This window comes from Streptococcus oralis subsp. oralis, from assembly GCF_002096435.1.
GTDB classification, from domain to species: Bacteria; Bacillota; Bacilli; order Lactobacillales; family Streptococcaceae; genus Streptococcus; species Streptococcus oralis_AA.
This window is the reverse complement of record NZ_NCUI01000022.1, coordinates 99,421-113,058: the sequence shown is the minus strand read 5'-3', so window position 1 is coordinate 113,058 and position 13,638 is coordinate 99,421. Positions and strand designations below refer to the sequence as shown.

The 13,638-nt window shown below is 38.9% G+C and carries 16 protein-coding genes; 14 read left to right on the top strand and 2 right to left on the bottom strand.

Annotated features, from left to right (window positions below):
* Positions 1-178 precede the first annotated feature (178 nt).
* Together rplM and rpsI are read left to right on the top strand one after the other, a co-directional pair.
* Complete coding sequence (rplM, locus tag B7723_RS01875) at positions 179-625, top strand: 50S ribosomal protein L13 (protein ID WP_004246482.1); 447 nt, start codon at positions 179-181, stop codon at positions 623-625.
* A gap of 18 nt (positions 626-643) precedes the next feature.
* Positions 644-1,036, top strand: coding sequence for a 30S ribosomal protein S9 (gene rpsI / locus B7723_RS01870; protein WP_000075973.1), 393 nt, complete (start codon positions 644-646; stop codon positions 1,034-1,036).
* A gap of 209 nt (positions 1,037-1,245) precedes the next feature.
* Here the strand turns inward: rpsI and B7723_RS01865 are convergent, their stop codons facing one another.
* Together B7723_RS01865 and B7723_RS01860 are read right to left on the bottom strand one after the other, a co-directional pair.
* Positions 1,246-2,124 carry a LysR family transcriptional regulator gene (locus B7723_RS01865; protein ID WP_084849000.1) on the bottom strand — a complete coding sequence of 293 codons (879 nt, stop codon included), beginning with the start codon at positions 2,122-2,124 and terminating at the stop codon, positions 1,246-1,248.
* Between the two features lie 127 nt (positions 2,125-2,251).
* The gene (locus B7723_RS01860) at positions 2,252-2,602 is read right to left on the bottom strand and encodes a helix-turn-helix domain-containing protein (protein WP_084849044.1); all 351 of its coding nucleotides are present in this window, start codon (positions 2,600-2,602) and stop codon (positions 2,252-2,254) included.
* A 358-nt stretch (positions 2,603-2,960) separates the two neighbouring features.
* Between B7723_RS01860 and B7723_RS01855 the strand changes: the two genes are divergently transcribed.
* The 12 genes from B7723_RS01855 to B7723_RS01800 all read left to right on the top strand — a co-directional run bounded on the left by B7723_RS01855 (position 2,961) and on the right by B7723_RS01800 (position 13,343).
* Positions 2,961-4,586, top strand: coding sequence for a malolactic enzyme (locus B7723_RS01855; protein WP_057489228.1), 1,626 nt, complete (start codon positions 2,961-2,963; stop codon positions 4,584-4,586).
* Positions 4,587-4,666: 80 nt separating this feature from the next.
* A complete protein-coding gene (locus B7723_RS01850; protein ID WP_084848999.1) occupies positions 4,667-5,614 on the top strand; it encodes an AEC family transporter in 948 nt (315 codons plus the stop codon).
* Between the two features lie 795 nt (positions 5,615-6,409).
* A complete protein-coding gene (locus B7723_RS01845) occupies positions 6,410-6,811 on the top strand; it encodes a hypothetical protein (protein WP_084848998.1) in 402 nt (133 codons plus the stop codon).
* A gap of 5 nt (positions 6,812-6,816) precedes the next feature.
* A complete protein-coding gene (locus B7723_RS01840) occupies positions 6,817-7,116 on the top strand; it encodes a WXG100 family type VII secretion target (RefSeq protein WP_061587736.1) in 300 nt (99 codons plus the stop codon).
* Positions 7,117-7,118: 2 nt separating this feature from the next.
* Positions 7,119-7,817 carry a DUF5081 family protein gene (locus B7723_RS01835; protein WP_084848997.1) on the top strand — a complete coding sequence of 233 codons (699 nt, stop codon included), beginning with the start codon at positions 7,119-7,121 and terminating at the stop codon, positions 7,815-7,817.
* Entirely contained in the window at positions 7,804-8,199 is a 396-nt protein-coding gene (locus B7723_RS01830) for a hypothetical protein (protein ID WP_042769185.1), read from the top strand. The genes B7723_RS01835 and B7723_RS01830 overlap by 14 nt, the downstream gene beginning before the upstream one ends.
* Entirely contained in the window at positions 8,196-9,938 is a 1,743-nt protein-coding gene (locus B7723_RS10620) for a pre-toxin TG domain-containing protein (protein ID WP_239827353.1), read from the top strand. Before B7723_RS01830 ends, B7723_RS10620 begins: the two co-directional genes overlap by 4 nt.
* Positions 9,932-10,267: an SMP-30/gluconolactonase/LRE family protein gene (locus B7723_RS01820; RefSeq protein WP_084848996.1), complete on the top strand. Its 336-nt coding sequence runs from the start codon at positions 9,932-9,934 to the stop codon at positions 10,265-10,267. Before B7723_RS10620 ends, B7723_RS01820 begins: the two co-directional genes overlap by 7 nt.
* A 76-nt stretch (positions 10,268-10,343) precedes the next feature.
* Positions 10,344-10,745, top strand: coding sequence for a hypothetical protein (locus B7723_RS01815; RefSeq protein WP_084848995.1), 402 nt, complete (start codon positions 10,344-10,346; stop codon positions 10,743-10,745).
* Positions 10,746-10,795: 50 nt separating this feature from the next.
* Complete coding sequence (locus B7723_RS01810) at positions 10,796-11,137, top strand: hypothetical protein (RefSeq protein ID WP_193432019.1); 342 nt, start codon at positions 10,796-10,798, stop codon at positions 11,135-11,137.
* Positions 11,134-12,984, top strand: coding sequence for a pre-toxin TG domain-containing protein (locus tag B7723_RS10615; protein ID WP_239827352.1), 1,851 nt, complete (start codon positions 11,134-11,136; stop codon positions 12,982-12,984). Before B7723_RS01810 ends, B7723_RS10615 begins: the two co-directional genes overlap by 4 nt.
* The gene (locus B7723_RS01800; RefSeq protein ID WP_061587811.1) at positions 12,984-13,343 is read left to right on the top strand and encodes a hypothetical protein; all 360 of its coding nucleotides are present in this window, start codon (positions 12,984-12,986) and stop codon (positions 13,341-13,343) included. The genes B7723_RS10615 and B7723_RS01800 overlap by 1 nt, the downstream gene beginning before the upstream one ends.
* Positions 13,344-13,638: the final 295 nt, after the last annotated feature.

Sequence of the window (13,638 nt, the reverse complement as noted above, 5' to 3'; positions counted from 1 at the left end):
ATTTTAAAGGTCAAACCGGGAAAATATTTTTCATATCTATTGACTTTTAGTAGTGAAATTTGGTATGATAGTAGACGGTATTGTTTACCCCATTTGTAAGGCCCCGGAACCTTTCAAATACCCCGCGGACCGGAACATCCGCCTTGTAAACAAAAACGATATTCATATAGGAGAAATCATGAACAAAACTACATTCATGGCTAAACCAGGCCAAGTAGAACGCAAATGGTATGTTGTTGACGCAACTGATGTACCTCTTGGACGCCTTTCAGCAGTTGTTGCTAGCGTACTTCGCGGAAAAAACAAACCAACATTCACACCACACGCTGATACAGGTGACTTCGTAATCGTTATCAATGCTGAAAAAGTTAAATTGACTGGTAAAAAAGCAACTGATAAGATTTACTACACTCACTCAAACCACCCAGGTGGATTGAAACAAATCTCTGCTGGTGAACTTCGTTCTAAAAATGCAGTACGTTTGATCGAAAAATCAGTTAAAGGTATGCTTCCACACAATACTCTTGGCCGCGCTCAAGGTATGAAATTGAAAGTATTCGTTGGAGCTGAGCACACTCACGCTGCACAACAACCAGAAGTTCTTGATATTTCAGGACTTATCTAAGGAAAGGAACAATAAAGTATGTCACAAGCACAATATGCAGGTACTGGACGTCGTAAAAACGCTGTTGCACGCGTTCGCCTTGTTCCAGGAACTGGTAAAATCACTGTTAACAAAAAAGATGTTGAAGAGTACATCCCACACGCTGACCTTCGTCTCGTTATCAACCAACCATTCGCAGTTACTTCAACTGTAGGTTCATACGACGTTTTCGTTAACGTTGTAGGTGGTGGATACGCTGGTCAATCAGGAGCTATCCGTCACGGTATCGCTCGTGCCCTTCTTCAAGTAGACCCAGACTTCCGCGATTCATTGAAACGCGCGGGACTTCTTACACGTGACTCACGTAAAGTTGAACGTAAGAAACCAGGCTTGAAGAAAGCTCGTAAAGCATCACAATTTAGTAAACGTTAATTCGAGAGAATTACTATACTTACAGAGAGCACCTTTCGGGGTGTTCTTTTTTATCGACACTTTGTAGATTTATAATTGGGGATCTCGTTGAAGGGTATCAGGTAAATGAAAAGATTCGTTGATAATATCCTATTTCTTCGTGCTTTAGTCTAATACCTATAATGTAAAAAAACTCTAGCTATCAGGTAGTTGATAGTTAGAGTTTTTTTCTATTCATATGATTTAATGAGCTTAAATAAGGCTTCTACTTCTGATGACAGTGTAGCTGATTTGAGATAAGCGTAATAAACTGTAAATGTTATCTGGTCCTCCGGTATTAGAGGGATTTTTATTAAATCATCATCTTCATCAGAAAGTGCGATATCAGCCAGTAAACTAACGCCAATCCCTTTCTTTAAAAGTTCTTTAAGAATGACAATGTCATCAGTCTTGAAGAATATTTCTGCCTTGTTTTGATGCTTTTGATTAAGTAGTTCAAAAGCTTTCAGGTGAACAAAGTGTTCGTCTAAAAGTATAAAGGATTGATCTACTAAATCTTCAAAAGTGAAGGAAAGAGCAGTAGCAAGAGGATGGTTCTTAGATAAAACGACATACAGTTCTTTATGAAAGAGTTCATGTGTCTCTATTGAAGGATGATTGAGTGGTTCAATCAAACCGAGTAAGCTCGCATCTAGTTCTCCCTTAAGGAGAAGATTTAATAATTCTACGGATCCACCACGAATAGGACGTACCTTTTTTAAAAAATCAAATTCAGTTTCTTTATTTAAGACAGAGAAAAGATACTGAATGATAATAGGAGGGAATCCTACAGTAGAGCAATGCGCCAAAGAGCGATTAATTTCTTTGCGAGTAGAAATAACCTCAGGTAAAATCAGTTCTGTATGCTTCAGAAGGATTTGTCCTTGATTAGTTAGTTTAAAGGAGCGATGTGAAGGATCATGGTGAATCAATTTGCAGTTAAAGGATTCCTCTAAGCGCTTGATGGCATAAGAAATAGATGGTTGGCTGACTTTGTGTTGTTTTGCCACTTCCGTATAGGATTGAAGCTGGCAGAGGTCATAAAAATATTGTAGATCTTTTAAATTCATATGGGCTCACTTTCATTAGTTGGAGAAGGAAAATAAATGGAAATCACCAGATAAATAATTTTTATCCGTATCCTACAATTTGACTATACGAGTATTCACCGGTTAAAATGTAAGTGAGTCAGGGATATCAAAGGTTATCTAAGATGCTTTCAAAAATGACCAACATTTTTTCTCGTTTATCAATAGGGAGCTGTTTAACCTTCATGTTGATTCTTTTGAGTGAAAGATTGTCGGTCTTATCAGAGGTTGATTCAAGGCTATCAAAATTGAAAAATTCCTCTGGGGTCATCTCTAGGGCGTCAATCACTTTTTCAAGACTGTGAATGGTCAGATTCACATTTTGGTTTTCAAGTTGATTGATATACTTAAGCCCAAGTCCTGCTTGTTCCGAAAGTTCTTCCTGGCTCATTTTTTTCTGTGTTCGAAAATATTTCACTTTTTGGGAAATATATTGTTGTAAATAGTTTTTATTCGTCATATAAATAGAATACAAGTTTTGCATGACAAAAAAACATCTTAAAAAATACAAAGTATTGTATAACAAACTTATATAATATTTATTTTAATTCGGATTGCCAATTTGTATGATTAGTTTCTTTTACTCGAAACTTTTAGTAAAGAGTGATCATCGAGAGTTTTATGAGTCCAGAACTTTATAAAATATAACAACTTAAAGTGTCATTAATAATGGTGTTTTAAGTATAAAGGGCTTATTAGAAAATTGTCTTCGTAGACTCATTATAACATATGCGTACACAATTGTATTTTTTAAACAACAAAGTTTTCCAAACAATTCGTTTTAAGTGGTATAATAGAAGTAAAAAGGAGGTTTCACTATGACTGCACATGATATTTTAAACAACCCTTTCCTCAATAAAGGAACTGCCTTTACCTTAGAGGAGCGGAAGGAACTAGGTCTTATTGGTTTATTGCCACCGTATGTTCAAACGATTGAAGAACAAGCGGCGCAAACTTATGCACAAATGCAAACAAAAGCCAATGATTTGGAAAAGCGTCTTTTCCTAATGGAAATTTTTAACACCAACCGGACTCTTTTCTATTACCTCTTTTCTCAACATTTGGAGGAATTCAATCCAATTGTATACGATCCAACTATTGCAGATACCATTGAAGGCTATAGTGATCTCTTTGTAGATCCACAATATGCGGGATATCTTGATATCAATCATCCTGAAAATATTGAAGCCACTTTGAAAAATGCTGCTGGGAATCGCGAGATTCGTCTCATTGTTGTAACAGATGCAGAAGGAATCCTTGGAATCGGTGACTGGGGAACAAATGGGGTAGATATTTCAGTTGGGAAATTGATGGTCTACACGGGTGCTGCTGGAATCGATCCTTCTATGGTTATTCCTTTAGTCATTGATGCAGGGACTAACCGTGAAGAACTTCGTAACAATCCTAATTACTTAGGGAATCGTCACGAGCGGGTTCGCGGAGATCGTTACTACGACTTTATTGACCAATTTGTTCAAACAGCAGAACGTCTCTTTCCTAAACTCTACCTTCACTGGGAAGACTTCGGCCGCTTGAATGCTGCCAATATTCTTGAAAAATACCGGAAACAAATTCCAACTTTTAATGATGATATTCAAGGTACAGGAATCGTTACCTTGGGTGGTATCTTTGGTTCACTGGATATTAGTGGTGAAAAATTAACAGATCAAGTTTATCTCTGCTATGGTGGTGGGACTGCGGGTGCAGGAATTGCCTCTCGTGTTCTTCGTGAAATGGTGAGTGAAGGTCTTTCTGAAGAAGAAGCCTATAAACGTTTCTTTATGGTTGATAAACAAGGTCTTCTCTTTGATGACATGGATGACCTAACTCCTGAACAAAAACCGTTTGCTAAGAAACGTGCTGACTTTAGTAACGCAGACAAGTTGACTGACCTGCTTGAAGTAGTGAAGACTGTGAAGCCAACCATTCTTGTAGGAACTTCGACTCAGCCTAATACCTTCACTAAAGAAATAGTAGAGGCTATGTGTGAAAATACAGAGCGTCCGATGATCTTCCCTTTGTCAAATCCAACCAAACTAGCTGAAGCTAGTGCCAAAGATTTGATTGAATGGTCAGATGGAAAAGCTTTTGTCGCAACAGGAATTCCTGCTGATACGGTTTCTTATAAAGGTGTCGACTATGTGATTGGTCAAGCCAATAATGCCTTGATTTACCCAGGTCTTGGTCTAGGTATGCTGGCTTCTGAAGCAAGTCTTTTAACTGATGAAATGATTGGAGCAGCGGCTCATTCATTGAGTGGTATTGTCAATCCAGGCCAACCAGGAGCTCCTGTTTTGCCGCCGTTCAAGTATGTAGCAGATGTTTCTATTAAAGTAGCAGAAGCAGTCGCTAAAAAAGCACAAGAGCAAGGTCTTGCACGCGCTAAGGAAACAGATATGGCCAAAGCAGTTCGTGATTTGAAGTGGTATCCAGAGTATAGATAATTCATTCCTGTTGCTGTCTATCCTTCTATAGCGACAGATTTGTATGGGCTGTGGACTTAAGTAATATAGAAAGGATACCTATGTCACTCTTTTTAACCTCGATTACGAGTATCATTCCGATTATCGCTATTATTGTTTTGGGGTACATTCTTCAGGTGAAGGGATGGTTTGGAGATGCCTTTGGTCCCAACCTATCTCGTTTGATCATGAATGTAGCCTTACCAGCATCAATCTTTGTGTCGGTGATGAAATACCTAACACTAGATAAACTAATCAGTCTTTCTGGAGGTCTCCTTTATACATTTGTGGCCTTTATCTTGGGCTATATCGTAGCTTATATTGCAGTTGTGGTTTTCAAGGTTCGTCCAGGACGGCGAGGAACCATGATTAATACCTTTGTGAATGCCAATACTATTTTTATCGGTTTACCATTAAACGTTGCTCTTTTTGGAGAGCAGGCTCTTCCTTATTTCTTAATTTACTATATCACCAATACGATTTCCACCTGGACATTGGGCGTGTATTTGATGACGAGCGATAGTAAATCGGGTCAAAGCAAGAAGACAAGTAAATTTGACTGGAAGAAATTGCTACCAGCTCCGCTTGTAGGTTTTCTTGTGGCTCTGCTATTTTTGATTCTCCGAATCTCTATTCCAGATTTCGCAATGAATACCTTAACCTATGTTGGAAATATCGTCACTCCTCTATCTCTGATTTATATTGGTATCGTTCTTGCAAAGGCAGGTTTGAAAACTATTACTTTTGATAAAGATACAATTGTCACTTTGGTTGGACGCTTTATCCTAGCTCCTCTAATCATGCTTCTTGTATTGAAGTTCTTTTCCTCAAATATGGCAACAGTAGAATTTAAGACCTTTATGATTCAGTCCGCTACGCCAGCTCTAGCTGTTCTCCCAATCCTTGCTAATCAAGGAAAAGGAGATGTGGAATTCTCTACGAATGTAGTGACTTTAAGTACAGTTCTATTTATCGTTGTTATTCCAATATTACAAACTTTATTAGGATAAGAAGGAAGAGGATAGAATTGAAAGTTAGGCGTTAAGAAATTCCCCTATTTAAAAAATATTGGTTCAAATTTTATGAAATGAATCAGTAGATATCGTTCTTAAAATCCTTGATATTGTGCTGTTTTTAACCCAACGGAAACCCACACTTTCCAACCAGGTCTTAAGAAAGTCCGTAAAGCATCACAATTTAGTAAACGTTCATTCGAGAGAATTACGATACTTGCAAAGAACACCTTTCGAGGTGTTCTTTTTGTACTTTCATACTTAAATTGGTGCAATTGACACAGTTGTTGCGACTTTAGTCACTTACAAATGTGGCTGCAATCTGACAAAGTCAGTTGCCTCAAAACCTTAATCAATACGAAACTATCAACGTTTACAAGCACTCGCAGGTTTGCCCTATGGGTGCTTTTTTCGTGTTTTTTGAAATAGCTCTTCATATCGTTATTAAATCCTTTAAATCATTAGGAATATTAATAAGAACAGACCGACTACGGTTTCCTGAATTTATTTTTAGTGGATTTTTTGCAAAAAATATTTTCCTTAATGTACTTTTGTGTTTTGCTTCAAAAGTTGGAAAAAGTCATTGAAAGTTCTAATTCTGTACTGAACAGGATTAGATCCTTTTTTATTTGATTTTAAATAGTTAGAAAATATGATAAAATAAAATGAGAATATTTTTAAAGTGTTACCCGACTTTATTCGAGGGATCATACTATCCCTTCTTACTTGATGAATTCGTGGTATGCTTTCGCTTGTTTTAATGCAGAAAGTTTTAGAAGGAGGCTACTCAGTATGTCATTATGGGACGCGTGGTTTGGAACAGATACAGAAAAGAAAAGGGAACAATATAAAGCATTGTATAACGACTTGAACAGTCAATTAAAAAGCTTTAAGGAAAAATTAAAAGAGATGGAAGGAAAAGTTGATAGCTATAATAACTCTCGACCTTCAATGAGTACAAGTTTTATTCCAGAGGATGTTTTTAGTGATAGCGAAGGTCGAGTAAAAGGAAAAGTTGATACTGTACGAACTAATCAGTCTAGTGATGCAAAAAGCTTATCGAGTGCTGTTGATGCAGCCTATGAACGATATAAATACTATGACCGCTTAGCTGAGGAAGAGCGTAAAGAGCGAGAAGCTGAAGCAAGACGTCAAGCTGAGGAACGTAAAAATAGAAATAAAAGACGGAGGTAAGATTCATGGCGGATTTAAAAATCAAATATAAAGATTTGGAAACTGCTATTAAGCTTTCAAAAGAGATCAATCAAGAACTGACGAACTCGTATCAAACGGTTACCCGATTAAAAAGTTATCTCCAATCTGCCAAGTGGTCAGGAAAAACTAAGGTAGCTTTTGAATCCTATTTAGACATTATCCATAAATACCATAAGGATCTAAGATCTATCATGAACGAACATGAAAAAGCAGTCTCTGGTCTGAAAAAATCAATTGATAATTACAATAACTCATCAGAAGTTTCATCAATAAAGGGGTTGTAAATATGTCACATAAAGAAACGTTTTCTATTCATGAACTCCATTATTTGATCGGTGCCTTTGATGGGGAGTTGATGCCCGGGTTGCCCACGCTAGATGATATTGTCACTGCTTCTGAACTCATATGGACGATAGCCAAAGAAGATCTTGAGAAAAAAGGTTTGGTGAATGAGGATGGTTCACTAACAAAAGCAGGGTTTGTCATAGTTGAGACTCTAAAAGAATATTGCTTGGGTAGAACTTTGGTCATTCTAAATAATTTCTATTTCATGCAATGCCGAGACAGTAACTTTTCTATCCTAATCGTAGATACTGGTCAGGGATATCAACTTGTCAAGATTAGTCCTATGAGTCGCTTATTGCTGCTTCAAGACAAGCTCCCATTGGTGACGAGGATTCCTCTGGAAGATGAGGTTGATTTTCTAACTGAAAGAAAGCAACTAACTCCTGATATCGAAACGGCTTTAGCATCAGATCAAGCGCTGATGGTACAGTATTATCCTTTGGAACAAATGTGCGAGACCAGACACGCAGCATTATTAACAGCTTCGTATCTATTCGTTGAAGAAGAGGGCCAACTATTGGGATTTGATGTAAATCAAGAAGAGTTATACCGCTTTAGCCAGTACTATTTCCTTGAGAGATTGTATAGCTGGCTTGCCATTCCGTTTAGGGAGGAGGATTTTGAAAATGGTAGTGACTGAAACGACTGTAATGGGTGGTGGTGGATCTAACGAAATCACCATGAATCCTGATGAAATGCATACAATCATGTCTTACATCACCAATATTGAAATTTCATTTCAAAATAACTTAGCTCCAAAATTGAAGAGCCTATCTGAAACGAAATATTATGAGGGTGGAGAAGCTTCAAAAGCAATGGACCACTATGCTGATATGCTCAATAAAGTCAATGAAGTCGGAGACCTATACCGACGTGCTAATAGTGAGATTTTAAGCATGATGGATCAAATGATCGAACAAGATACCAAGCTTAGAGATGATTTTATAAATGGTCTTGTTGCTGATCCCGCTCTCGTACAAAACTTAAAAACTCTGGGAATCATTCCGCGAGGTGACCAATGACCAAAGACGTAGAACTTCATTCATCGACCTGGAAGACGATGAAACAAGCCATAACGGGCATCACTGAAAATGCCACAGTCTCTAGCAGTGGCTATGGAAATTACACAAATGCTCAAGCAGGGAGCTATAGTACAGGCACAGCTTCGACCGGATTTGCCAAACGGGTGGAGGATCTGGTCAAGATTTCTGAGAAGGTCCAGAAACTCATCAAGGAAAAGGATACGGACGGTGTTGTTTCCTATACCTATCACGATGAAACCAGCACTGCCCAAATTCTGCAAGCCAAACTCTCAACCTTAGAGCGGTATGCTGAGAATGTGAACACCTACATCAAGAAGAATATCGACCGCCCCTTCTATGAGGCTATGGACAAGGTAGGAGCCAAGCTCGAAGCCCTTAATATTCAAAAGTATAAAACGACTAACAAGATTGGCTATAAGCGAATCGAGTCTGTGAAAGATCCTTATGGTCATCCTGTCGGTACCAAGGAAGTCACCCCATCTGAGATAGGGATTGACGAGCTCTACAAGGTTGATAGTCCTTATAAGGCATCACTGAAGAAAAGCTATGAGAAGTATAAGAAGAGTAAGGACTATAAGGATCATAGGCTGACCGAGACGGAATATGTCCAAGTTATGCATCAAACCCGATCTTTCGAGTATGTATCGATTGATGATGAAAAGTCCACTACAGAGATGTGGCGGGATTTGACTCTGAGCGCGGCTACAGTTGTCTTGTATGTCTTCTGCCCTCCTGCTGGTGCGGTTCTATCAACGGTCGTAGCAGCAGCGGATATGTACTCTGCCGCTTCTGGTAAGGACTGGGGTACTGGCCGCGAGCTAGACGGGAACGAGAGAGCTATGAGGGGAGCCTTTGCCCTGCTTGACTTGATCCCAGCAGGTAAATATCTAAGTGGCTTGGCCAAGACAGGAAAGACTGCAGGGCTCACCGCTGTTAAGACTAGTATCAAAACAGCGGTGAAGGAAGGCGTCGAACAAGGCGCTAAGAATTTCGATACCTTTAAAGGGCTCTTGAAGAAGACCAAGGGGCTGGGGGATAATATCTTTTCTCAAATTAAAACCTATGGCAAACAGCTTGACAATCTCCGACCAAGTAAGATTCTATCGAATTCGGCAGATGATCTAAGTGACGCGGCTCAGAGATTTAGTTTGAACTCCCTAGAACAACTGCAACCAGTGACAGGCTCTATTCCATTTGAAGGAGGTAAGTTAACACATCAGGCAGATAATCTCAGTGCTTTCGCAAAAAATCTAGATGGCAGTGTGGATGATGTCGTGGAGAGTCTTTCCCGAAGCACACTAGCAGATAATATAAATGTAGTACAAACTGTACAAGCAGATGAAGTAAATACCTGGTGGAAAACTGAAATGGGGTACGATAATCCTCCATATAAGCCAGGTACCTCTGTAGATATTATCTCTTTAAAAAGAGAGACGACATTTGTACGAGTTTATGATGGAGAAGTTTCGGGACAATTCGGAGGTTGGTTGATGAATTTGGACGATATAAAAGGTTTAACACCTGAAGAAATTCGAGATGTATATGCATTGCCAGCAATACCAAAATATATGACTGATGTTACTCTGGAATCAGGTACAACATTGAGAACAGGGATTGTGAATCCATTAGAAGGCTGGGGTAAAGGTGGAGCAAGACAATTTGATCTTATGGGACAAAGAACTGGGAAATTCACAAATGAAAGGTTGATACAATGGTAGAATATGAAAAATATAATCTAATAGTAAATGGTAAAGTTGTAAAATGTTTTAAATTTGAAATCCGAAATATAATTGAACACGGTGACGAATTTATTGTTTTATTGGAGATTCCTTTTGATAATGATATTGAAAAAAATAACATTTTAAGAGTTGATGCTAGTGGTAATGTAGTCTGGACGATAGATAATAGTGGATACAGTAATAATATTTATCCCTTTGAACAGATGATTTTGAGAGAAGGCTGGCTTTATGCGACTGATTTTTATGGCAGAAGATTAAAAGTCGATATAAAAACGGGGAAAATAGTTGATATGACTATATCAAAGTAATTGTATGAGATTATGTATTTAGGAGTAATACTAAATAGAAGTTTAAGAATTTCGGAAATATGTGGAGGGCTTATAAATGAGCGTAGGTCACTTGCCTACAAGAGATAGTTTGGGTTATCAGAGTGTCAAACAAGCTTTAGAGAAAATTTTTTCGATTGATCTTGATACAATTACGATTAATGAAGGAGATGATGAAAATTTTAATTTTCCGTTCATGTATAATGGTTATCATATGACAATAGGTATTTCATCAACCGGTAAAAATACGCAATTGGAAGCCGGAGAGGGTGGCTTATTTAACATTTGGTTCACTCGAACTGATGAACAGAGATTTTCAATCACTTTTTTATCCAAGGTTATTGATGACAAGAGTATAAGAAGAGTGTATGGACGTGATGAAGAATCAGTCGAACGGACTTTGAATATATTGAAAGACTTTCTAAATTCAGATAAAGCGGAAGTTCTATTGAAGAATTGAATTAATGTCTAGATTTTGTCACGGTGGCTGGTGGATCTAACGAAATCACCATGAATCCTGATGAAATGCATACAATCATGCGTTACATCACAAACATCGAAATTTCATTTCAAAATAACTTAGCTCCCAAATTAAAGAGCCTGTCTGAAACGAAATATTATGAGGGTGGAGAAGCCTCGAAATCAATGGACCACTATGCTGATATGCTCAATAAAGTCAATGAAGTCGGAGACCTATACCGACGTGCTAATAGTGAGATTTTAATCATGATGGATCAAATGATCGAACAAGATACCAAGCTTAGAGATGATTTTATAAATGGTCTTGTTGCTGATCCCGCTCTCGTACAAAACTTAAAAACTCTGGGAATCATTCCGCGAGGTGATCAATGACCAAAGATGTAGAACTTCATTCATCGACCTGGAAGACGATGAAACAAGCCATAACGGGCCTCACTGAAAATGCCACAGTCTCTAGCAGTGGCTATGGAAATTACACAAATGCTCAAGCAGGGAGCTATAGTACAGGCACAGCTTCGACCGGATTTGCCAAACGGGTGGAGGATCTGGTCAAGATTTCTGAGAAGGTTCAGAAACTCATCAAGGAAAAGGATACGGACGGGGTCGTTTCCTATACCTATCACGATGAAACCAGCACTGCCCAAACTCTGCAAGCCAAACTCTCAACCTTGGAGCGGTATGCTGAGAATGTGAACACCTACATCAAGAAGAATATCGACCGCCCCTTCTATGAGGCTATGGACAAAGTCGGAGCCAAACTTGAAGCCCTTAACATTCAACAGTATAAAACGACTAACAAGATTGGCTATAAGCGCATCGAGTCTGTGAAAGATCCCTATGGCCATCCTGTCGGTACCAAGGAAGTCACCCCACCTGAGATAGGGATTGACGAGCTCTACAAGGTTGATAGTCCTTATAAGGCGTCACTGAAGAAAAGCTATGAGGAGTATAAGAAGAGTAAGGACTATAAGGATAGCAGGCTGACGGAGACAGAATATGTCCAAGTTATGCACCAAACCCGATCTTTCGAGTATGTATCGATTGATGATGAAAAGTCCACTACCGAGATGTGGCGGGATTTGACTCTGACCGCGGCTACAGTTGTCTTGTATGTCTTCTGCCCTCCTGCCGGTGCGGTTCTATCAACGGTCGTAGCAGCAGCGGATATGTATTCCGCCGCATCTGGTAAGGACTGGGGTACTGGGCGCGAGCTGGATGGGAACGAGAGAGCTATGAGGGGAGCCTTTGCCCTGCTTGACTTGATCCCAGCAGGTAAATACCTCAGTGGTTTGGCCAAGACAGGAAAGACTGCAGGGCTCACCGCTGTTAAGACTAGTATCAAAACAGCAGTGAAGGAAGGCATTGAACAAGGCGCTAAGAATTTTGATACTTTTAAAGGGCTCTTGAAGAAGACCAAGGGGCTGGGGGATAATGTCCTTTCCCAAATTAAAACCTATGGCAAACAGCTTGACAATCTCCGACCAAGTAAGATTCTATCGAATTCAGCAGATAATCTAAGTGACGCGGCTCAGAGATTTAGTTTGAACTCCCTAGAACAACTGCAACCAGTGACAGACTCTATTCCATTTGAAGGAGGTAAGTTAACACATCAGGCAGATAATCTCAGTGCTTTCGCAAAGAATCTAGATGGCAGTGTGGATGATGTTGTGGAAGCTAACCGGTTCTCCTCAGAGTGGCATAATTTGCAGAAAAGTTTTCCGGATTCAGGATTATCAGAACGACAATCAGAAAAGATAGTCAATATTAAACCAAGTGAAACAATTAAACGACCAGATCCTGAGGAATATTTGAGTTCTAATTATATTAAAGAACATAATGCCTTATTTGACGAAGGGGTGGCAGCTTTTGCTAAAAATGATTATTGGATTCAAAAAGAAGGTTATTTTGGTCGACCGGATGGTGCATTTGTCTTTCCAAAAGATGTAGCTGAAGCTATGGTCAAGGAAGCTGATGGTAATCCCCGTGTACTTGAAAAACTTTTGGGACTTGATAAAGGTAGTCTTGGAAATAATCCAATTATGATCGAACCTAAGGAAGTTGAAAATCTGAGGATTCCAAGTGGCAATGAGGGCGGAGCAAGCGGGAATGTTCAATGGCGTCCGGGTGGTAAGACCTATCCGGGTGGTGTTCCAGAATCTGTGATTGACAGAGTTCCTAAAGATAAATTGAACATTAAAGAATTGTGGAGTGAACAATAATGAAAGAAATACCAACAAAAAAAGGTGATATGTTAGAAATTTATGAAGCCAATGGTAAGTATATTTTAAAGTATCCAACTTTCAATATCACCATGCCAGAGGTTGTTAAAGAAATCCCTAAAGAAGCAGTGGATAGCTATTTAGCAGGAGAACATGATGGTGAAGAATTAATTAATTATGCTAATTTCGGATTTTGGAAATCAAAAATTAGTCAAGAAGATGCTAACATACAATTTTTAAGAGATAATCCAGAATTTCTTCTTATTGATACAGATAGAAAGAGACACTATTTCTCCGAAAAAGAATTTGAAGAATTGTTGAAAAAAGCTCATGAAGTTTCTGATGCAGATGATAAGTAATCATTCTCTATATTAAAGAATATAAGAGACAGAGTTCTTGCTCTGTCTCTTACGTATTATAAGAAAATTCTTAGGCAGTAAGCTCAGACCATCAGCCGTTGCGCGCTATGAGGCTGGTCTTTTTGATGAGAATGCCCGTCTAGCCTATGGAAGCCAGAAGAACGTGGAGGAAAGCTAACACATCTAGCAGATAATCTCAGTGCTTTCGCAAAGAATCTAGATGGCAGTCTAGATGATGTGATGGAGCTAGGAGGGAAATCTGGCAGTAGGTTTGGTGGTTCGAATACCAAACATT

Bases quoted from the DNA above. Each gene is read 5' to 3' on its own strand.
- B7723_RS01855 (WP_057489228.1), top strand. From the start codon at position 2,961: ATGACTGCACATGATATTTTAAACAACCCTTTCCTCAATAAAGGAACT.
- rpsI (WP_000075973.1), top strand. From the start codon at position 644: ATGTCACAAGCACAATATGCAGGTACTGGACGTCGTAAAAACGCTGTT.
- B7723_RS01840 (WP_061587736.1), top strand. From the start codon at position 6,817: ATGGCGGATTTAAAAATCAAATATAAAGATTTGGAAACTGCTATTAAG.
- B7723_RS01815 (WP_084848995.1), top strand. From the start codon at position 10,344: ATGAGCGTAGGTCACTTGCCTACAAGAGATAGTTTGGGTTATCAGAGT.
- B7723_RS01860 (WP_084849044.1), bottom strand. From the start codon at position 2,602: ATGACGAATAAAAACTATTTACAACAATATATTTCCCAAAAAGTGAAA.
- rplM (WP_004246482.1), top strand. From the start codon at position 179: ATGAACAAAACTACATTCATGGCTAAACCAGGCCAAGTAGAACGCAAA.
- B7723_RS01850 (WP_084848999.1), top strand. From the start codon at position 4,667: ATGTCACTCTTTTTAACCTCGATTACGAGTATCATTCCGATTATCGCT.
- B7723_RS01835 (WP_084848997.1), top strand. From the start codon at position 7,119: ATGTCACATAAAGAAACGTTTTCTATTCATGAACTCCATTATTTGATC.
- B7723_RS01845 (WP_084848998.1), top strand. From the start codon at position 6,410: ATGTCATTATGGGACGCGTGGTTTGGAACAGATACAGAAAAGAAAAGG.
- B7723_RS10615 (WP_239827352.1), top strand. From the start codon at position 11,134: ATGACCAAAGATGTAGAACTTCATTCATCGACCTGGAAGACGATGAAA.
- B7723_RS01830 (WP_042769185.1), top strand. From the start codon at position 7,804: ATGGTAGTGACTGAAACGACTGTAATGGGTGGTGGTGGATCTAACGAA.
- B7723_RS01820 (WP_084848996.1), top strand. From the start codon at position 9,932: ATGGTAGAATATGAAAAATATAATCTAATAGTAAATGGTAAAGTTGTA.
- B7723_RS01865 (WP_084849000.1), bottom strand. From the start codon at position 2,124: ATGAATTTAAAAGATCTACAATATTTTTATGACCTCTGCCAGCTTCAA.
- B7723_RS01810 (WP_193432019.1), top strand. From the start codon at position 10,796: ATGAATCCTGATGAAATGCATACAATCATGCGTTACATCACAAACATC.
- B7723_RS01800 (WP_061587811.1), top strand. From the start codon at position 12,984: ATGAAAGAAATACCAACAAAAAAAGGTGATATGTTAGAAATTTATGAA.
- B7723_RS10620 (WP_239827353.1), top strand. From the start codon at position 8,196: ATGACCAAAGACGTAGAACTTCATTCATCGACCTGGAAGACGATGAAA.